We start from the raw sequence: 21,869 nt of genomic DNA, 5'->3' as shown, positions 1-21,869 counted from the left end.
TTGTGTAGATTTTTAAGCATTGACGATCATTACATCCGGGCATCGAGAATCAACCCTAATAGTCTTCCGAAGTCTTCGTATGAAACGCTGTTGCCTCGGATATCCGTGTTGACACGATGTACCACAACCATGTTGAAATCGGGGATGACAACAACGAGGTGTCCGCCCGAACCACGGGCCGAATACGAACCTTCCGGTACATGCACGTGTTGCAGATGCGGGTATTTGTTGAAGTCCCGCGCTACCCACCACAGGTAACCATAGCCCGAGGAGCTGTATAACGCTGCATCTGAATGGTAGCGCGTGCTTTCTTCAACCCACGCACTGTCAATGACTTGCTTGTCAAGCCACTTTCCGTGGTTTAGCATTAACCATCCAAAACGGGCCAGATCGCGCGCCGTGACCCGGAAGGGATAGGCATTGTGCTTGGATTCCTCGCCGCTGACATAAGACCCATCTGCTGCAGTATAGTCTTGCATACCGATTGGTTTAGCGATATCGGATTCGATGGTCTCAAAAATCTTTTGTTTAGTCTGCTGCTCGAAGATCGTTCCGAGCACATTAAAATCCCAATTATTATAGTACCAGTGTGTGCCGGCTTTTTCCGAATGCCGTGCTGGCTTGAGCCGCTTCATGCCTGCTGATTCGTACAGTGCAGGATGATATACACCTGAGCGGGCTTTGAGGCAATCCCGCACGGTGGCTTTCAGCTCTTCCTCCGATAAGCCTTCGACATCGTCAATACCTAAATCAGCCATCGTGGCATCCAAGTCGATAAGCCCGGCCTGTACATATTTTCCATAAATTGCACTCAAAAAGCTTTTCCGTATCGAATGCGTGTTAAATTTTTTGTCGACATCCCCCCATTGGTAGGCCACTTTTCCGTCGACGACGACCATTACGGCAGCGGTGTTTATGGTCCCTGCATATTCCTTTGCCTTTGCTAAACCGGCGCTGGACAGCCCGAGTACTTCCGGTCTATCGACCACTTCCCATTGCGGTCCTGGATAATAAACCGCCTTGGGCTTGAGCTCCTGTCCTATAGTGAACGATGTAAACCCGACAATGAATACAAGAAAAATCCAATACTGTTTGTACATATAAATCAATTTTTTAACATTTTCTTTCAAAAAGACACAGACAACACACATTCTACACAATAATAGACCCCATTTTCTAAAAAAATCCCATTCAACGTTTAAATTTTATTAAAAAAACATAAGTTAGATTAACAAATATGCGCGTAATCCAATTTATATTGATAAATAATCAATATTTATCTGTATTTTTTTCATTTTTGAAAGCACTTAACGTCAAAAAAAACATTATAGCCATGAATCTTCAGGTCAAACACGCTTTAGCCCTATTTTTTATCAGCTTAGCCCTTCCTGTCATTAGCCATGCTCAACCGGCAACCGACTTTGCTCTCCGGATCGACTCGTTGCTGTCTTCCTACCAAGCGGCAGATCCCGGCCTGTCGCTCACCATCAGTCAAGGCGGACAGACCATCTACCACAAACATATAGGAATGGCCAACCTCGAATATGGAGTCCCAGTCACAGACAGCACCATCTTTGAAGCGGGCTCCGTATCCAAGCAGTTTACGGCGACCGCCATCCTGCTGCTTGCACAAGATGGCCAACTTACGCTTGACGATCCGGCGCGGAAGTATGTGCCGGAATTGCCCGAATACGCTCATACCATCACCATAAGACACTTACTGAACCATACCAGTGGACTAAAGGACTGGGGTGCGCTCGCCGGACTGGGGGGATGGCCCCGTGGCAGTCGGGAATATACCAACAATCTCGCATTGGGGTATATTGTCAAACAACCCACGCTCAACAATGTACCCGGCGATGAATACATCTACAGCAACTCCAACTATACGCTGCTCACCATTATCGCAGAACGTGTGTCCGGTCAAAAGCTTCCTGAATTTACGCAAATGCGTATTTTCGACCATCTCGGCATGCGCAGCACGTCCTGGCGTGACAACCACCAACGGGTAGTGAAGGGAAGAGCTACCGGATATAGCCGCTCACAGGAGGGCTTCGCTACCGACATGCCTTTCGAAAACACCTATGGTCACGCAGCACTACTGACCACCACCAAGGATTTGGATAAATGGAACCGGAGCTGGAGGAGCACGCCCCTTGGCGCCCCCAATCTGCTGAAACTACGGACCGAAACGGGCGTACTGAATGATGGAACACCCATCACGTATGCCAGTGCCGTGATGGTGGATGAATACCTATCTCATCCTCGTGTCTACCATACGGGATCCACAGCGGGGTACCGAGCCCTACTGACCTATTATCCAACTGAAGACCTCTCCATCGCACTGCTCTCCAATAACGGCAGCACCAACGTGGGCAATATTAATAACGGCTTGGCGGCCATTTTTTTTGGCAATCGGAGGGACACGGATATTCCCACCGAAAACAACCGGGACACTGCCGCTGATCAGGTTCTAGCGCTACCCGCCGATATTGCGGGATATTATGAAAGCCCCGAATGTGGAGGGGCCATGCAGGTGATTACCGAAGGCGGTTCGGCGCAGGTGATATGGAAAGAGGGCCGCCAGCGCCCACTGCAGTTGAAACAGACCGGCGCAAATTCCTTTCAAGCGGCAAATCAGCAAAGTACGCTTGCCTTCAAACGCAACGACGCCGGACACGTGGTAGGCTTTTACATCAGTGTCCCCCGCGCACGGAATGTATGGTTTGGCCGGACTTCGCCATAGCGATTTCAGGCGCCCCAGCCAAGCTTTCCCTGCGTCCTGTACCAGCTCCTGAATCGGCCAATGACGGTATCACAACTGTACGTATCTGGGCAACAGGTGTACGGAATCGAACACCCTTCGCAACTAGAAGCATCACAAAAAACTGATTATGAACCCTTTGTTTTTTTGGCGCGTAACGTGCGGCGTATTTCGGGTTATCCTTTAATGCCAAAAGGCCATGATCAGAAACTACCTAAAAATCGCTTGGCGAAACCTCATCCGCGATAAGCGGACATCCCTTATCAACATCTCCGGCTTATCCCTGGGGATAGCTGCGGCATTGATACTCTTCGTCGTCATCCAATACGAATGGAGCTTTGATAGGTTTCACAAAAACTACCAGCGCGTCTATCGCGTCGTCACAGAAACACAATATGGAAATTCATCCGATTATAACCAAGGGGTGGCTGCCCCGCTGGCCAAGGCGCTCAGCGTAGACATGCCGCAGCTTGAAGCGGTTGTACCCCTATATGCTTCGGGTGGCCAAGTCAATGTAACCAATAATGCCAATCACATAGACAAGTACTCCGAGCTCGCACTCTTTACCTCAGCTGGTTTCTTCCACCTCTTTGACGCCACCTGGCTGGCCGGCAACGCTGAGGTATTGGCGAATCCCAACCATGTCGTGCTGGACCGCGAAACGGCGTCACGCTATTTCGGTTCCTGGCAAGCGGCTGTCGGCCGCGATCTTGTGTTCGCCAACGAGATCCCACTAAAAGTAGCTGGAGTAGTGGAAAATGCCCGTGAAAACAGCAACTTCCCCTATCGATTGCTTGTTTCTTTTCCTACGCTTGAAGCAAATACCCACTTATTTGATTACGGGCCTGATGACTGGAAAAGTGTGAGTAGTAGTACGCAGCTTTATATACTGCTCGGCCCCCAGCACGATGCCCACGCCGCAGCAAGGCAGTTGGACGTGCTCACCAAGAAATATTTCGACAATCAGGGGGCCTCCACCCGGATACTTCACCTCCAACCACTCAGCAACATTCATTTTGATGCACGGTATGGGACCATTGACCACCGTCAAATCAATCGATCGACACTGACGACACTGGCGCTTATCGGGGTGTTTATTTTGCTGATGGCTGCTATCAATTTCGTGAACCTGAGTACGGCACAGGCACTAGGAAAGGGCAAAGAAATCGGTGTGCGCAAGGTGCTGGGTGGCAGCAGGGGGAGCCTCATTGCACAATCCTTCGGCGAAACCTTCCTGCTGGTTTTGATAGCCTTGCTTGTGGCCGTAGCCTTGGCTTATGGCGCACTACCCTACATTCACCACCTTTCAAACATGCCGGATAACCCGGATTTGCTCCAGACGGACACGCTGATTTTCTTATTGCTTTCGTTACTGGCGCTCACCTTCCTCTCGGGACTTTATCCCGCTTTGGTCACCTCTGGTTTTAAGCCTGTGATAGCACTGAAAAACAAAATCAACACTTCCCAGATTGGCGGGGTGTCGTTGCGCAAGGGGCTGGTTGCCGTGCAGTTTGCCATTGCCCAATTGCTCATGATAGGCACCCTGGTAGCGGTCAAGCAGATGGCTTTTATCCGCGATGCCGATCTGGGCTTTGACCAGTCTACACTGTATACGATACAAGTACCGTCAGACGGCGAACAGCAGCGCATGCCGGTATTCAAGCAGCAATTGTTGCAGCTGCCCAACGTTAAATCGGTAAGTTTTGCCAGCGATGTACCATCATCAGACAATAAATGGTCGTCCAACTTTTACGTTGACGGCGATACGTCGGACGACATCGACTTTCCTGCATTCTTGAAATTCGCTGATGCAGATTATTTTGAAAGCTATGGCTTATCCATGGCAGCCGGACGGCCTTACGTAGCCAGCGACACTTTGCGGGAAGCTGTCATCAACGAAACCATGGTGCAGCGGCTTGGCTTGGCTTCGGCAGCGGACGCTATTGGACGGCGTATCCGCATCGGTTTTGCATCGCCATGGATGACAATCTCCGGTGTGGTCAAGGACTATACCCCAAATTCCCTGCGCGAAGAAATCAGCCCGATCATTATGGGGACGGACAAAAGCCGCTATTATGTTGCCGGGGTAAAACTTGAAGCAAATGCGGGTAGGAAGACGCTGAATGAGATTAAACAGCAATTTGAAGCCCTTTATCCAGAACACTATTACGAGGCATCTTTTTTGGATGATACCATCAACAAGTTTTATGAGCAGGAAGAGAAAATGGCCACAGCCTATCAATTCTTCGCTATCCTGTCCATCATCATCTCCAGTATTGGTTTGTATGGGATAGTCTCGTTTATGCTGGGCCAAAAGGTTAAAGAGATCGGTATCCGGAAGGTACTTGGTGCAAGTGTGACCAGTATTGTGTATCTTTTCTCGAAAGAATTTATTTACCTCGTGGGCATTGCCTTCTTTGTTGCGATGCCATTGGCGTATTACTTTATGCAGGATTGGCTCAACGGTTTTGCTTACCGTATCGATCTATCGGCATGGTTGTTTCTGGCCGTTATGCTAGCGGCATTGGCGATTGCCCTGACCACCATCGGCGTCAGGGTATACAGGGCCGCTATAGCCAATCCTGTTGAATCGCTGAGGGATGAATGATATTGCATAAAACTCAACGCGTAACGCATAATGATATGATAAAGAACTATTTTAAAACCGCTTGGCGAAACGCCGTTCGGAATAGGGCCCAAGCCCTCATTAACGTGTTCGGCCTAACCTTGGGCATGGCCTGCGTCATGCTGATTGCACTTTTCATCAAGCATGAATACCAATATGACCGGCATTTTGCGGATGCCGACCGCATTTTCCGTGTAAATATCAATGGTAAAATGGGTGAAGAGGAATTTTACGCTGGCTATACGCCGCCGCCTGCCGGTAGGACGTTGATGGAAACATTTCCCGAAATCGAAAGCTATACACGGCTCTATCGCCCCGGACAAAAGATCGTCCACACAGGCGAGGGGGCCAATCGGGAAAACCGGTTCAATGAACAGGGTATATTGGGCGTCGACTCCAACTTCCTGCAGGTGCTTGCCTATCCGTTACGAACAGGTGACCGCCGTACCTGCCTGACCGATCCGCACAGCATTGTACTGACGGAGGCCATGACCAAGAAATATTTTGGCGATGCTAACCCGATAGGCCAGGAGCTGTACATTGAAGGCGACGAACAACCTTATACGGTCACCGGAGTGGTGGACTTCCCGTCTACCCCCAGTTCGCTCACGTTTGACTTTCTCATTCCCATTTCCAATGCTGAAAATGTCCGTTATTTTGACTGGAGCTGGGTGTGGTTGAATGTAGCCACATACATCAAATTCAAACCCCAGGCAGCCACCGATGCTGCAGCCATCAAGCGCTTGGAAGCCAAATTTCCGGCGATGATGCGCCAGCATGCAGTCAGCGCTTTCCAGCGCATTGGCCAGCCTTACGATGAGTTTCTAAAGAAAGGAGGCAAATGGGATTTGAGCCTCCAGCCGTTGCTCGATATCCATTTGCATTCTGCCGACATTACCTCGCTGGTCACCGATCAAGGCAGTATCAAGACCGTATACTTCTTTGCCGTCATCGCCCTGTTTATCCTGTTGTTGGCTTGCGTAAACTTCATGAACCTTTCTACCGCCGGCGCTTCCAAACGTGCAAAAGAGATTGGGGTACGTAAGGTCATCGGCTCCACCCGCTTGCAAGTGGCCCGGCAATTTTTTGCCGAAGCAACGATATTAAGCAGTTTTGCTTGCCTGATGGCACTGGTACTGGTCTATTGGACGCTCCCTTATTTCAATCAAATAGCCGGTAAAACAATCGTTTTTGAAACGTTGTGGGCAGCAGGCAGCTGGGTATACTTGGCGCTGCTCGTATTGGTATGCGCATTGCTTGCGGGTAGCTATCCGGCCTTTTACCTCAGTGCATTCAAGCCGGTAGCAGTGCTAAAAGGGCAGAAAATTCCAGCCGCTTCAGGAAGCAATGGCAGTATCCGAAGTGGCTTGATTGTTTTCCAGTTCACGATTTCGATTGCGTTGGCCATCTGTACACTTGTTGTCTACCAGCAACTGAAATACACACAACTGCACGATCTGGGGCTGGATAAAGAAAACGTGCTGGTGATTTCAAACAGTGAGCGCCTCGGCAATCAGCAAAACAGCTTCAAGGAGGAGCTGAAACGCCTCTCGGCGGTAAACAATGCTTCGATCACGTCCAGCCTACCCGGCAGGGGAGGCCATGGAGACTTCTACGTGCCGCTACCAAGTGCCGGAGATGAACCGGTAGTCAAAGACATCACGCTCGTTTCGTACTTGACGGACGCAGATTTTATCGAAACCATGGGCATCTCGCTGGTCGCTGGCCGGAACTTTGCGGACGGGTATGACGACTCCCGTACGGTGCTCATCAATGAGACGGCCGCCAAACGTATGGGCTACAAACAACCGGTGGGCAAATTTATCAATTATCCCGGCGGCAACGCCGCGGAGTCATACCAAATCATCGGGGTAATGAAAGATTTTCATACGGAATCGTTGCACGTCCCCATCCAACCGTTTGCGTTATTCCATGAATCCTCACACACCTACGATGGTTTTTTTTCAAACATCGTCATCCGCGTGAAACCCGGAGGCTTATCGCCAGTACTCCAGCAAATCAGCCAACTATGGCAATCTTTTTCGCCTGACTTGCCTTTTGAACATAGCTTCCTTCGGGAGGAACTGGCCATGCAATATGCTTCGGATCAGCGCACGGCCGAAATCATCGGCATCTTCAGCATGTTATCCATCGTAATTGCCTGCATCGGTTTACTGGGATTGGTCATTTTCGCAACGCAACTCCGTACCAAGGAAATCGGCATACGGAAAGTACTGGGCGCCACCGAAGGCAGCATTGTCCGTCTACTTTCCAAAGACTTCATGAAACTGATAGGCTTGGCCGTCCTCATCGCCTCGCCCATTGCGTGGTGGGCCATGAATAATTGGCTGGAAGATTTTGCCTACCGAATCGACATGGCATGGTGGATGTTTGCCGTAGCGGGATCGATGGCGCTGGTCATTGCACTGGCAACGGTAGGCCTCCAGGCAATGAAAGCGGCGACGGCCAACCCGGTAGATTCCCTGAGGAATGAGTGATTGTGAGTCATGTGTACCGGTGAAAGCGGATTGAAGGAATAAGGTTTGCCTTATACGACAAACAATTATATTGGATATAAAAGTGAATTTATCTAAGTTTGTCGAAAAACCTGACTATGCACAAATTATTACCCGTTTTGCTCTTTGGGATTGTCATGGCGTGGGGCTGTACGACGGCCGATCAATTGACTGAAGCCGAATACATCCAACGCCATTACACAAAAATCGAACGGCAGATCCCGATGCGGGATGGTATAAAACTCTTCACCGCCATTTACATCCCAAAAGATACGAGCCAGCAATATCCGCTGCTCATCAACCGGACGCCCTATGCCGTTGCCCCTTACGGGGAAGACCAGCTCAAGGCGACCCTGGGGCCGGACTCCAACTTTGCTCGTGAAGGTTATATCTTCGTATACCAGGATGTCCGTGGTCGATGGATGAGCGAAGGAGTGTACAAAGACATCCGGCCACACGTGGCTGATAAGAAAAGCGACCGTGACATCGACGAAAGTAGCGACACGTATGACACCATCGACTGGCTCATCAAAAACGTACCGCACAACAACGGGCGGGCGGGGATTTATGGCATTTCTTATCCTGGCTTTTATTCTACCGCCGCCCTGCCTGATGCTCACCCAGCATTGAAAGCGGTGTCGCCACAGGCTCCGGTGACCGACTGGTTTCGAGGTGACGACTTTCACCACAATGGTGCGTTCTTCCTGATGGATGCGTTTAATTTTTACAGCCGCTTTGGTGTACCCCGGCCCAAGCCGCTTACGCCGGACCAATTCAATAACGCTGTACCGTTTTCCTACCGTGACAACTACCAGTTTTTTCTGGAACTCGGTGCTTTGCCGCATGTCAACGAGCGGTATTTCGGCGATAGCGTAGCGTTTTGGAATGACCTCATGCGGCACGGCACACTGGACACCTTCTGGCAGGCCCGCGAAATTGCCCGCCACCTGCACGATGTGAAGCCCGCTGTGATGACCGTAGGTGGGTTCTTCGATGCCGAAGATGCGCTGGGCCCTTTTGTCGTTTATGACAGCATCAAGGCCAATAATCCCGATGCAGCCAATCATCTCGTGATGGGCCCGTGGTTCCATGGGGGCTGGGTACGTAGTACGGGCGACTTTTTTGGCGACATCCAATTCCACCAACCCACCAGCGCTTGGTATCAAGAACAGCTCCAGCTCCCTTTTTTCAACTATTACCTGAAGGACAAGGGGACGTTCGATGCTGCGGAGGCCACCATTTTCTTAACGGGAAGCAACGAGTGGAAGCACTTTGATAGCTGGCCGCCAAAAGCAGCAGCACCACGGCAGCTGTATCTCCAAGCAAATGGTCGACTGAGCTTCGAAAAGGCTCCCGCCGAAGGCTATGATGAATATGTAAGCGATCCGGCTTCACCGGTGCCGTACCAAGCCGGCGTACACGAGCGACGTAGCCGTGAATACATGATAGACGACCAGCGTTTCGCTGCGCAGCGCCCGGATGTAAAGGTCTACCGTTCGGACGTACTGACCGAAGATATCACCTTGGCCGGTCCCTTACTGGCCAACCTATTTGCATCGACCTCCGGGACGGACGCCGACTATATCGTGAAACTCATTGATGAACATCCCGAGGATACTACCTCCGCAGGGCTGGGCTATGAAGGAAAAAACTTGAGCGGCTACCAGATGCTGGTGCGTGGCGAGGTGCTGCGCGGCAAGTTCCGAAACAGTTTCGAGCATCCGGAGCCGTTCGTGCCGGGCAAGGTAACACCCGTTAATTTCAGTCTGCCTGACGTGGGCCACACCTTCAAAAAAGGCCATCGTATCATGGTGCAGATTCAAAACTCGTGGTTTCCGCTCGTTGACCGCAATCCGCAGCAATTTATGGACATCTATCATGCGAAGGACTCGGATTTCGTCAAAGCTACTCATCGCGTCTATCACGGTGGCGACCATGCTTCGCACCTGACGGTGCACGTGCTGGAGCCATAAGGGCATTGCCCATATGCGAACAAGCGGTGTCCGATATCGGACACCCACCGGACAATACAGACAACAACACTGCTGATTATAAACAAATTGTGTTTTTGGCGCAGTTACTGCACGTCCGTTGGCAGGGGCCTTGATAGGACACTTGAGCGACTTGCAAGGTACCCGCAAAACGCAAGTTCATGGTTTATCATTCCTTCAAAATCGCTTGGCGCAATTTGCTGCGCAACCGGATATTCGCGGCCATCAACATCGTTGGCTTGGCCATAGGCCTGGCCGCATGCCTGCTCATCGGCCTTTATGTGTACGATGAATGGAGTTATGACCGCTTCCACGAAAAAGCAGACCGCATTGTGCGGGTGGTGTTCGGCGGAACGGTGCCCGGAGGGGAAATTAAAGAAGCCAACGTCATGCCGCCCACGGCCCAAGCGATGGTGGCAGCGTTTCCGGAAGTGGAAATGGCTACACGCTTCCGTACCGCCGGTCGGCCCATTTTTGAAATCAATGGCAAGCTGTTTCAGGAAGAAGAAATGGCTTTTGCCGATGCCAACTTCTTTGATGTCTTCAGCTTTCAGTTGATACAGGGGAATCCGCAGCAGGCACTGGCTGCGCCCTACACGGCCGTTGTTTCTGAAGATGCGGCCCGTAAATTTTTCGGCACAACTGATGCACTGGGCAAGGAAATAGCCGTCCGTGACGACGCCACCCCCATCAAAGTGACGGGAATCATGGAAAACATGCCCCAGAATTCGCATTTCCACTTCGATATTGTCGTTTCAATGGCCAGTTTCACTGGATCAGCATCTACGTCCTGGATGGAATCGGGCTACTACACCTACCTCGTACTCCGACCAGGGACCGACTACCGTACGCTCGAAAGCAAACTGCCTGAACTGTTTGAAAAATATGCCGGCCCGCAGTTTCCGGCGGCCTTCGGCATGACCTATAGCGAACACCGGAAGGCGGGCAACGACATTGGCCTGCACCTACAGCCCCTCACCGACATCCACCTGCGCTCGGACGTCGCCGACCACCTAAGTACTCCCGGAAACATCCACTATGTGTATATTTTCGGAGTTGTTGCCCTATTCATTCTCCTCATCGCCAGCATCAATTTCATGAACCTCGCTACAGCGAGTGCCTCCAAGCGGGCCAAAGAGGTAGGCATGCGCAAGGTCCTTGGCTCCACGCGGGCAGCCCTGACCGGCCAGTTTTTCGTGGAGTCACTGCTCCTGGCGTTTGTCGCCATGGCAATGGCCATCGGACTGGCCTATGGGACGTTGCCGCTATTCAACCAACTTGCGGGGAAGGCCTTGTCATTTGACTTCCTGCTCCACTGGCAGGTGTGGCCGGCAATCCTGCTGGTGGGAGTGGCCGTGGGCCTGCTTGCCGGGGGCTACCCTGCCATTTTCCTATCGGCTTTCAAACCGGCAGCGACCTTAAAAGGCAAGTTGACGCCTGCCGACAATCACCTCGGGTTGCGGAGTGGCCTGGTCATCTTCCAATTTTTTATCTCCATCGGGCTGATGGTCGCCACCACGGTAGTGTACCGTCAGCTCCACTATATGCAACATAAAAACCTCGGATATGACAAGGAGCACTTGCTGGTGTTGCAGACCTGGCCATTGGGCAAAAATGAAGCGGTGTTCCAACAACAGCTCCTACTGGATCCGCATATCGCGCAGGTGACCAACTCTCCCTTTGTGCCTGCGGGAGCTTCTTTCAGCAACAATTTCTTCGTGCACCCGCTGGATGCCCCGTCCCAGTGGGTCAAAACGCTGCGCTACGACGTAGACGAGCATTATATCCCCACGCTGGGCATCGAATTGGCGGCCGGCCGGAATTTCTCCAAAGCGTTTGGTACCGACTCCCTGAGCGCTATCGTCAATGAAGCGGCGGTCCGCGCTTTTGGCTGGGCGAACGGCGCACTGGGCCAAATACTGGTCAATGGCGATAACAGGCACCTACGGGTAGTCGGTGTCGTCAAGGATTTCCATTTTCGGTCGCTGCATGAACGCATTACGCCGCTGGTCATGGTGATGAACGATAACTTCGGTAACCTCATCGTGAAGGCCAAGCCGGGCAACCTGGCAGGGCTGCTGCAGACCATGGAAGAACGGTATGATGCACTTCACCCCGATTTGCCTTTTTCGTATTCGTTCTTGGATGAGCGGATAAATAACATGTATACCGTAGAACGGAAAACGGGCACCGTACTGGGCGTATTCGCAGGCCTTACGATTTTCGTGGCGTGCCTGGGGCTGCTGGGACTGGTCACCTTCATGGCGCATCAGCGGACCAAAGAAATCGGCGTCCGCAAGGTACTGGGCGCGACGGTCGGCGGCATCGTCCGCCTGCTAATCAGGGACTTTGCGAAGTTGATTGGCATTGCATTAGTCGTTGCTTCCCCTATTTCGTGGTGGGCAATGAACAACTGGTTGGCCGATTTTGCGTATCGTATCGATATCCAGTGGTGGATGTTTGCCGTAGCGGGACTGGCCGCAGGGGTGATTGCACTGCTCACCATAAGCTGGCAGGCCGTCAGGGCAGCGATGGCCAATCCGGTGGACAGCCTTCGGGATGAGTGAAGCGCCACACCCGTCATACCATAAGACGACATACGTCTCAAATGTAGCGGACGGGCCATCCAGTGCTGACATCGGCACAATGTCCGCATCCGAACAACAACTGTACGACATCGAACACTTATCCGCCCAACAACCAACATAAAACACTGTTTATCAAAATGTTATTTTTTTGGCATAGTTGCTGCGTAAGTGGTTTGAGGTATGTGGCACTGAATACGATGAAGATCCCAGCTACGGACCCAATCACCGAACACGAAAAAAATGATAAAAAACCACATGAAAACCGCGTGGCGCAATCTTTGGAAGAATAAAACTTCAGCCATCATCAGCATTTTGGGTCTTTCGTTGGGAATTGCTTGCTTCCTACTCCTTGGCACCTACGTGCTCAACGAATCGCGGGTAGACCGATTTCATCCATATGCCGAGCGAATTGCATGGGTAACCGCAGGATACCAATCACCGGAAGACCCTGAAATGCGGTATATGGAAGTCACCCCAAATGCCGTGGCCCCTACATTTAGTGAGCAGTTTTCGGAGGTCGAAAAGGCAACCCGCATATACCGACGCGGTACCATGGCCGTGAAGCATGGTGAGCGGCTTTTTAATGAATCCGGCATTATCTACGCAGACAGTACATTTTTTGAAATACTAACCTACCCATTTGTGGCGGGAGATCCACATACCGCGTTAAGCCAACCGCAATCGGTCGTCCTCACAGCGGCCATGGCCCAAAAGTATTTTGACGGCAAAAATCCTATTGGCCGGACCATCCTGCTCAATGAAAGTCCTTGGCAAATCACCGGGGTGGTAGAAACACCACCTACATACACGCAACTGCAGTTTTCCGCCGTGCTTCCTTACCACAGCATGACTCGCGCCAGCGACCTTATCTGGCATTCAGCCAATGATGTAACGCTATTGCTGCTGAATGACCAAAAGTCGTTCGCCCCCCTGCAACAACAGGTAAATAGCTTCATTGGAGAACTGTTTGCCGAAAGCATCAAGACAGGATACCAATACGTTATCAACATCGAGCCGCTTGCCGATGTGCACCTCCATTCCAAGGCTGCCGGTACAGGCAACATCACGTACTTGTACATCCTTGGTGCTATTGCAGTAGGTTTATTGCTGATTGCTTGCATCAACTTCACCAACCTGGTGACGGCACGGTCAGCCGAAAGGGCGCAGGAAATCGGGGTGAAGAAAGTATTGGGCGCAGGCCGCGGACTGTTGTTTCGTCAGTTTCTGTTTGAATCGGCGCTGATGGTCTTACTTGGCATAGGTATCGGCCTCTTGTTTGCCGTAGTGGCGCTCCCGGTATTCAACAACTATGTGCATATGAATATCAGCATGGCCCATTGGGGGGACATCAGGTTCTATCTGGGCGCTGTCGTGCTGTTCGTGGTCATCTCGCTCGTTGCTGGCGGGTGGCCCGCCTTGGTTTTATCCGCTTTCAAACCTATCAGCGTATTGAAAGGCAAGATTACCCGCACGCGCGATGGAGGTACATTGCGCAAAGTGCTGGTGGTGTTCCAGTTTTGCATATCACTGCTCTTCATTATCTGCACGGTCATTGCCGGAAGGCAACTACATTATATCCAAACGAAAGACACCGGACTCAACCGGTCGCAAGTGGTCGTACTGGACGGCGCCTCCCTCTCCAGCCAAACCATCGAAACGTTCAAAAGCGACGCGCTTGGCCGGGCAGGCATCCAGAGTGTGACGGCTTCTTATGACTCTCCGGTGAATGTACAGGGCGGATACACGATCATGGGTGCAGATGGCAAAGATTCGGACTTCAGGCTTAGCATTACGGCCATTCCGGTTGAAAAAGACTTTGCGCAGGTGTTCGAATTGCCCGTGCTGGCGGGGAGCACTCTTACGGATGCTGATGTCCAGCGGGCCAATGTGCCCGATTACGAAGCGCGGGAATACGCCTTCATCATCAACGAGCTGGCCGCTCAAACCATGGGCTGGACCGCAGAAGAGGCCATCGGCAAATGGATAAACATGAATAACCGGAAAGGGCGCATCAAGGCCGTAACGGCGAACTTCAACTTTGCGTCACTCCACACGGAAATACAACCCATTGTGCTCTTCCCCGAATACAATTACTTTGGCAAGGTATTCGTCAGGACGGCTGAAGGCACATCCATGGCGCAAAATATCGACGCCATAAAAACGGCATGGGAAACGGTGAACCCCAATAAACCTTTTGACTTCCATTTCCTCGATCAAGAATACGATGATCTTTACCAGCAAGAAATGCGAACGGCCAAGGTGTTGAACCTTTTCGCACTCGTCACCATCCTGGTGGCGGCCATGGGCTTATTTGGCCTCGCAGCGTTCACCACACAGCAACGCGTCAAGGAAATCGGCATCCGTAAGGTGCTCGGCGCTTCCGTGATGGGCATTGTTCACATGCTGTCGGCCGATTTTGTAAAACTGGTTGTTATTGCCACCGCCATTGCTTCACCTATCGCATGGTGGCTCATGAGCAATTGGTTGACGGCCTTTGTCTACCGTATTGACATTGAATGGTGGATGTTTGCGTTGGCAGCAGTGTTTGCCTTGACAGTGGCTATCCTGACCGTCAGCTCCCAAGCGTTAAAAGCAGCCTTGGCCAATCCAGTGGATTCGCTTAGGGATGAGTGATGGCGAATTGCAACGGATGGCCCAAAACAACAAAAAATAAAAAGGATATAAAGACAATAACGGTAACGGTCAGCGATAGGCGGTGGATACCAATCTCCGGCACCGTGCACTGACTACAGAACACGAAAAGATGCTTAAAAATTTCATCAAAGTCACCTTCCGCAACTTACGCAAGCGCACGGTATTCACGGCTATCCACATCCTCGGGCTGAGCGTGGCTTTTGCCGCCGCCATACTGCTGTTCCTCACGGCCATGTTTGAATTGTCTTTCGATGACTTTCACGAGAACCGCGACCGTATCGGACTGGTCTATGATGTGTCCAACCCCACCAGCGGAAAGGAATACGGAGAAACGAAACCCGTGCCCTTCGGTCCGGCGCTGAAAGCCGAACTTCCAGCCGTGGAACGCATGAGCCGGTTCGGAAACGGGGGCGTCGTACTCCGCAAGGGCGACAAGCAGTTCGCTGCGTCGACGAAATTTGTTGATCCGGATTTCCTCCACATGTTCAGCTTCCGGCTGCATTGGGGCAGTGCCTCAGCATTGGATGCTTTGGATAACATCGTCATCAGCGAAACCATGGCCAAGAACCTTTTCGGCCGTACCGACGTGGTCGGCGAACCCGTCGAAGCACAAATCAACGGGCAATGGCAAAATAAGGTCGTGGCTGCGGTCATGGCAACCCTCCCTGCCAATTCCAGCCTCACCGTCAACACATTGCTGCGCTTTGAGCACATGGTGCCCGACTACCATAGCTACCTGGATAAATGGGGGCATGCCAACCATAGCGTGTTCATTCAATGGGCGGGCGATAAACTCGATCCGGTGGCTTTCAACAGACAGGCGAGACCCTTTATGGCCACGCATTACGAGGGCGAAATCGCCAACCTGAAACGCGACGGGGCCGCCCCGGATGAAAATGGTGAGTACCTGGCATTGAAGGTGCTGCCAATGAGCGAATACCACTTGAATAGCCTGGGTATCGGCGGGGGTGGTCCGCCAATGTTTCCATGGATGCTGCTGCTTATTGCTGGGCTGATCCTCTTCATCGCGGGTTCTAACTTCGTCAACCTTTCGTTGGCGGGCTCTTTCATGCGTAGCCGGGAAATCGGCATGCGCAAGACGTTGGGCGGCCGGCCCTGGCAGCTGATGGCCCAACTTTGGGCCGAGTCGTTGCTCGTGTGTATCTTTGCGTTGACCCTGGGCGGCGTGCTGGCATGGGCATTGCTGCCGCAATACAACGCCAACATGAACTATTCCCTGGCCATCGGCCAACTGTTTACCGGATGGAACTTTCCCATATTTTTCGTTGTATTTCTCCTCCTTACCGCCATTGCGGGTGGGTATCCGGCTTGGTCCATGGCGCGCGTCAACACCATTCAGACATTGAAAGGCAAATTACGGCTTAGCACGGGTGGTGGCTTGCGCAACGTGCTCACGGTGGTGCAATTTGCCATCGCTGTGGTGCTCATCATCGGCACCTTGGTGATGAGCAGCCAATTACATTACCTCCATACCCGCCCACTGGGATTTAATAAAACGGAAGTCATCAGCATCCCTGTCGGCGATGAAATAGACGGGGAAACGGCCTTGAAGCGCATGCGGGCAGCGCTGGCTTCGCTCCCACAGGTGGAAAGCGTAAGCGGCTCGGATATCAACCTCGGCAGGGGCAGTGACGGCAGCACAGCCACTTCACGCGTCGGCTTTGGCTATGAAGACCGTACCATCCGCACGCATTGGCTGCGCGTAGATTATGATTACCTCAGCACACTGGACCTCCAGCTTGTGGCAGGCAGGGATTTTTCCCGCGATTTTGCCACGGACACGAATGCCGTACTCATCAACGAACAGATGGCTGCGCAGCTGGGTGGTATCGAGAAAATACTGGGACAAACGATTCCAATCAATGACGGTATGCAAGTGATCGGTGTGGTGAAAGACTACAACTTCAAGGATCTGCGGCAACAGATAGAGCCGCTCACGATGTTTATCAATCCGAATGAATTCGCCGTGGAGTACCTTTTTGTAAAAGTACGGCCCGAAAACTTAGCGGCTTCGCTTGCTGCAGTGGAAGCTGTATGGAAAAAAGTAAACCCGCGGGCAACGGATGGCGGGTCGTATCTGGATGAAAATACGGACAACCAATACCGGCGCGACCGGCGCTTTACCAACATCATCATCAGCGGCGCGGCACTGGCCATCCTCATTTCCTGCATGGGCCTATTTGCCATTGCGCTGCTGTCCATCAACCGGCGGGTCAAGGAAATCGGCATACGCAAGGTACTGGGGGCCAGCGTATCGGGCATTATTCTCTTGCTATCGCGTGATTTTATGAAGATGGTGGTCATCGCCTTCGCCATTGGCGCTCCGATAGCTTGGTGGCTGACAAATAAATGGCTCGAAAGCTTTGCGTACCGCATTGATGTTCACGCGGGGCTGTTGCTCCTCGGCGGCTTCATGGTATTGATGGTTGCGCTGGCAACAGTAATTACACAGTCGCTTCGTGCCGCGCTAGCCAATCCGGTGGAGTCGTTGAGGGATGAGTGATTTCAGCTTATGGGTTATAACCGTTAGGCTTAAAAGCGTATTGCTTATAACCTGACGCTTGCTTCATAAATCTAAAATGTAAAAAATGATCAAGAATTATTTCAAGACTGCCATACGAACTTTGGTCAAAAACAAATCATATGCTGCCATCAATATCGCCGGCTTGGCCGTAAGTCTCACGGCGGCCATGCTGCTGCTACTTTGGGTATGGGATGAATTGAGCTACGACCGTATGCATGCCAAAGGCGACCGGATTTATTCCGCAAACGGCGCCATTGACCGAGAAATGCAGAACATTTGGGCAACTTCGGCGCCCTTGGCCGTCTTCGGTAAGGCGGAAATTGCCGCAGTCGAAGAGGCTTGCCGTGTGAACGAATGGGGAGGCTCCGTCTTGCTCTCCCATGGCCGTAAAACATTCAACGAGCGGGCAATTTACGCCGATTCTACGTTCTTCCGCATATTCGATTTCCGCCTGTTGGAAGGGAACCCGCTCAAGCCTTTCGCTGATAACAACTCCATCGTGCTTAGCCGAAGTACAGCGAATAAGTACTTTGGCAGCGAACCGGCAATGGGCCAGGTGTTACAAACAAAAGACGGCAGGAACTTCAAGGTAACTGCCATCATGGAAGACATGCCGACCAATTCTTCGCTGCGCTATGACCTGTTGCTACCGGTTGGCATGCTCGCCGAAAACCGGAATGATATGGACAATGATTGGGGCAACTTCTATTTGAAGACCTATTTTTTGCTTAAGCCCGGCACAGATGCGAACGCTGTGGGTAAGCAATTGGCAGCAATACATCTTAAACACCGCCCATCCGAGTTTTTCAAGGATATCAACTACTTGATGCAGCCGTTGGAAAAGCTACATCTTTATAACGAAAAAGGCGACGAGCAAGGGATGCGCCAAGTCAAGATTTCTCCTTGGTTGCACTCGTTATCTTACTGATTGCCTGCATCAATTACGTCAATCTGGTGACTGCACGGTCTACCAGGCGTAGCAAGGAGGTAAGCGTTCGCAAAGTAGTGGGAGCTAATAAAGGCCATTTGTTCTGGCAGTTTATAGCAGAATCGTTTGTTGTCTTTTTCATCGCGCTGATCGTCGCCATCGGGTTGATTGCGGCGCTGATACCGATTTATAATAGTCTTTCGGGCAAGGAAATGGTGTTCAGCCTGTTGGATAGCCGTGTGTGGATAATCTTTGGTCTTGCACTGATAGCCGTGCTATCGATGGCCGGTGTGTACCCGGCCTGGATGCTTTCGTCGTTCAAGCCGGCGACGGCCCTCAAAGGTAAACTACCTGGATTCGGAAAAAACGGCAACTTCCGCAGGGTTTTGGTGGTGGTGCAATTTTCATGTGCCGTGGTATTGATTGTGGCTACGCTTGTTATCGCTAGCCAACTCAATTATATCCGCAACCTCAACTTGGGGTATACCAAGGAGAATATTTTTACGTTTAACAGCTATAATTTCCAGAAAAATTATGAAACCATCCGGGACGAGCTTCAAAATCAACCCGGCATTGCCGGCGTGACGGTTGCCCAGCAGTCTATTCTCAATGTTGGGAGCGCCACAGGCGATATCGAGTGGGAAGGCAAACCTGCTGGCATGGAGAATTTCATGATTAACCAGTTGTCTGTAGATCGCAATTTCCCCGAAGTGATGGGCATGGAGCTCATGGCGGGAAAAGGGTTTACGGGGACAGCGGCGGATAGCGCTCATTATATTCTTAATGAGACGGCCGTCAAACAAATGGGCCTCGAAAATCCCATCGGCCAGACGATATCCTTTCATGAGGTGCCGGGCACCATAGTGGCTGTTGTAAAGGATTTTCATTTTAAAAACATGAAGACGGCCATTGAGCCCTGCATTTTGTTCATAAATCCAAACTGGGGGTGGAGTACCCTGTATGTGAAAACTACCGGAAGCGAAGCACAACAGGCAATTGCGGCTGTAGAAAAACTTTGGAAACAATATAATGCCGACTATGATTTCAACTACCAGTTCATGGATGAGTCGTTTGACAACATGTACAAAAGCGATATGCGGTCTGGAAAATTGTTTAATATCTTTGCGGGAGTCGCCATCTTCCTATCGTGCCTCGGCCTTTTCGGCCTGGTGACCTATGCCGCGGAAACACGATTCAAGGAAATCGGCATCCGAAAGACATTGGGCGCTAGCGCCAGCAACATCATCATACTGATTTCCAAAGATTTTCTTGTCCTGGTAGCCATTTCCTTTTTGGTGGCCTTTCCGTTGGCCTGGTGGATGATGAACGGCTGGCTGAACAGCTATGCCTACCGTACGGATATCGCTTGGTGGATTTTTGCTGTCTCGGGCTTTGTCGCTTTTGCCATTGCGGCCATCACCGTTTGCGGCAAATCACTTCGCGCTGCGCAACAGAATCCTATCAAGGCGATCCGAACCGAATAAGCCGCGGTGACAACCTGTACGCAGCAGCCAGTTTGTTGCGTACAGGTACACAAAATTTCATGCCGTAAAAAAAACAAAACCAGCAGGCCGTTGTTCTCTATGAAGTTGCAGTGTAATCCTTTTGCACCGCGGGCTAACTAACACAGATATGAGACAACAAGTTATTGACAATGCGGCATCTCTTTATAAAGATCCTATTCCTGTTCCATTTCTCTTCCCCAGATATCCAGAGAAAATCCATTACCCATTAATCGAAGGGACATCCTACCGTTATGACGGCATTGCCGAAGGCTTATTTACGCTTGACAAAAACTGGCGATGCATCTATGCCAGCACAAGCTTTCTCCGTCTTTTGGACAAGAAATCGCATGATTTGGTAGGCAGCCAAGTGTGGGAGATATTTCCGGAACTTGAAGCTACTGCGTTAGGCAGTATTTATAAACGTTCGATGCACGATGGCATGCCCCGTATTCTCGTCGATTACATCCCCGCCTTCTCCGGATGGTTTCGCGTAAGCATCACACCTACGGCAGAAGGCATTGATACCATCATACAGCACCATATAAAATCGACATCCGAAAGACGCCCTTCGTATACATCGGAAGAAAAGTACCGTACATTGTTCAACTCAATTGACGAAGGCTTTTGTTTAGTTGAGGTTTTGTTTGACACCTACAATCGTCCCTATGATTACCGCTTTCTCGAAACCAACGAGGCCTTCAAGCAACAAACGGACATTGAAAATGCAGTCGGCCGAACCATGCGAGAAATAGCCCCGCTACACGAAAATCACTGGTTTGAAATTTATGGCCACGTCGCACTTACTGGAGAATCCATCCGCTTTGAAAATCATGCTGAGCAGCTGCACCGCTGGTATGAAGTCTATGCATTTCGCATGGGAGCTGCCGAACAACGACAAGTGGCTATACTGTTCAAAGACATCACTGAGCGCAAGCGAATGGAGCACCTCAAAGATGACTTTATCAGCACAGCGAGCCACGAGCTTAATACGCCGCTTACTGGAATCAAGGCATATACGCAATTGCTGACGCGGGAATTACAGAAAGCAGGAGATAAAAGGAATACTGCATTGGCTAAAAAACTTCACCACCATGTGGAACGGATGGTCAACCTGGTCAATAATTTGTTGGACACTTCCAACATTACCAAAGGAGAGTTCCCCCTTACGAAGGAACGCTTCGACATCAACGACCTCGTTGGAGAACGCATCAACGAATTCAGGCTGCTTAACCAATATCATCAAATCATCCTAAACACAAAACCCGTAAGGCCGGTTTTCGCCGACCGCCAGCGCATAGGGCAGGCGTTGGGCAATATCATTACGAATGCTATAAAATACTCCCCCCCGACCGGAAAGATTACGGTCAGTGTCTCTGATGTAGACGAAAAATTCCTAAAAATCAGTATCGAAGACCATGGCGTTGGCATTCCAGCCCCTTCGTTAACTAACGCGTTTGACCGCTTTTTTCGTGCCGGTAGTGCCGATATGCCGACTTATCCCGGTATGGGACTCGGACTATACATTACCGCCCAAATCATTAAGCACCACGGAGGAACCATCACGGCCGATAACAAACCGGACAAAGGCGCGGTCTTTTCTTTCACGCTGCCCTATGACTAATTGACATTTGTCCACGTGTTCCACCTCGCCGCGAGCGAGAAACTTATATGCCCATGACGGACTATGCGATTGCATAATGTCCACTGAAATCAACCGCCAGTAAATACCATTTCAAAGCATACGAACGTTT

At 51.1% G+C, this 21,869-nt stretch carries 11 protein-coding genes; 10 read left to right on the top strand and 1 reads right to left on the bottom strand.

The features are described 5' to 3' along the window. Positions 1-29: 29 nt before the first annotated feature. Entirely contained in the window at positions 30-1,100 is a 1,071-nt protein-coding gene (locus tag JHJ32_RS14315) for a serine hydrolase (protein ID WP_200121395.1), read from the bottom strand. Between the two features lie 233 nt (positions 1,101-1,333). Here JHJ32_RS14315 and JHJ32_RS14310 point away from each other — a divergent pair, with 233 nt between their 5' ends. The 10 genes from JHJ32_RS14310 (at position 1,334) to JHJ32_RS14270 (ending at position 21,739) form a co-directional block, all read left to right on the top strand. After that, the gene (locus tag JHJ32_RS14310) at positions 1,334-2,746 is read left to right on the top strand and encodes a serine hydrolase (RefSeq protein WP_200121394.1); all 1,413 of its coding nucleotides are present in this window, start codon (positions 1,334-1,336) and stop codon (positions 2,744-2,746) included. A 217-nt stretch (positions 2,747-2,963) separates the two neighbouring features. Then, positions 2,964-5,372 carry an ABC transporter permease gene (locus tag JHJ32_RS14305; protein WP_200121393.1) on the top strand — a complete coding sequence of 803 codons (2,409 nt, stop codon included), beginning with the start codon at positions 2,964-2,966 and terminating at the stop codon, positions 5,370-5,372. Between the two features lie 35 nt (positions 5,373-5,407). After that, complete coding sequence (locus JHJ32_RS14300; protein ID WP_200121392.1) at positions 5,408-7,888, top strand: ABC transporter permease; 2,481 nt, start codon at positions 5,408-5,410, stop codon at positions 7,886-7,888. Positions 7,889-8,004: 116 nt separating this feature from the next. Further along, positions 8,005-9,879, top strand: coding sequence for a CocE/NonD family hydrolase (locus JHJ32_RS14295; RefSeq protein ID WP_200121391.1), 1,875 nt, complete (start codon positions 8,005-8,007; stop codon positions 9,877-9,879). Between the two features lie 179 nt (positions 9,880-10,058). Beyond that, entirely contained in the window at positions 10,059-12,464 is a 2,406-nt protein-coding gene (locus tag JHJ32_RS14290) for an ABC transporter permease (protein WP_200121390.1), read from the top strand. 276 nt (positions 12,465-12,740) lie between these two features. Next, the gene (locus JHJ32_RS14285) at positions 12,741-15,119 is read left to right on the top strand and encodes an ABC transporter permease (RefSeq protein ID WP_200121389.1); all 2,379 of its coding nucleotides are present in this window, start codon (positions 12,741-12,743) and stop codon (positions 15,117-15,119) included. Positions 15,120-15,201: 82 nt separating this feature from the next. After that, a complete protein-coding gene (locus JHJ32_RS14280) occupies positions 15,202-17,664 on the top strand; it encodes an ABC transporter permease (protein WP_200121388.1) in 2,463 nt (820 codons plus the stop codon). Positions 17,665-17,749: 85 nt separating this feature from the next. After that, complete coding sequence (locus JHJ32_RS22885; protein WP_233632664.1) at positions 17,750-18,613, top strand: ABC transporter permease; 864 nt, start codon at positions 17,750-17,752, stop codon at positions 18,611-18,613. After that, a complete protein-coding gene (locus JHJ32_RS22880) occupies positions 18,589-20,097 on the top strand; it encodes an FtsX-like permease family protein (protein ID WP_233632663.1) in 1,509 nt (502 codons plus the stop codon). Before JHJ32_RS22885 ends, JHJ32_RS22880 begins: the two co-directional genes overlap by 25 nt. Positions 20,098-20,245: 148 nt before the next feature. After that, positions 20,246-21,739 carry an ATP-binding protein gene (locus JHJ32_RS14270; RefSeq protein WP_200121387.1) on the top strand — a complete coding sequence of 498 codons (1,494 nt, stop codon included), beginning with the start codon at positions 20,246-20,248 and terminating at the stop codon, positions 21,737-21,739. The last annotated feature ends 130 nt before the right edge of the window (positions 21,740-21,869 follow it).

Source organism: Parapedobacter sp. ISTM3 (genome assembly GCF_016533505.1).
Taxonomy (GTDB): domain Bacteria; phylum Bacteroidota; class Bacteroidia; order Sphingobacteriales; family Sphingobacteriaceae; genus Parapedobacter; species Parapedobacter luteus.
The sequence above is the reverse complement of the archived record's forward strand: the minus strand, read 5'-3'. Positions and strand labels throughout refer to the sequence as shown.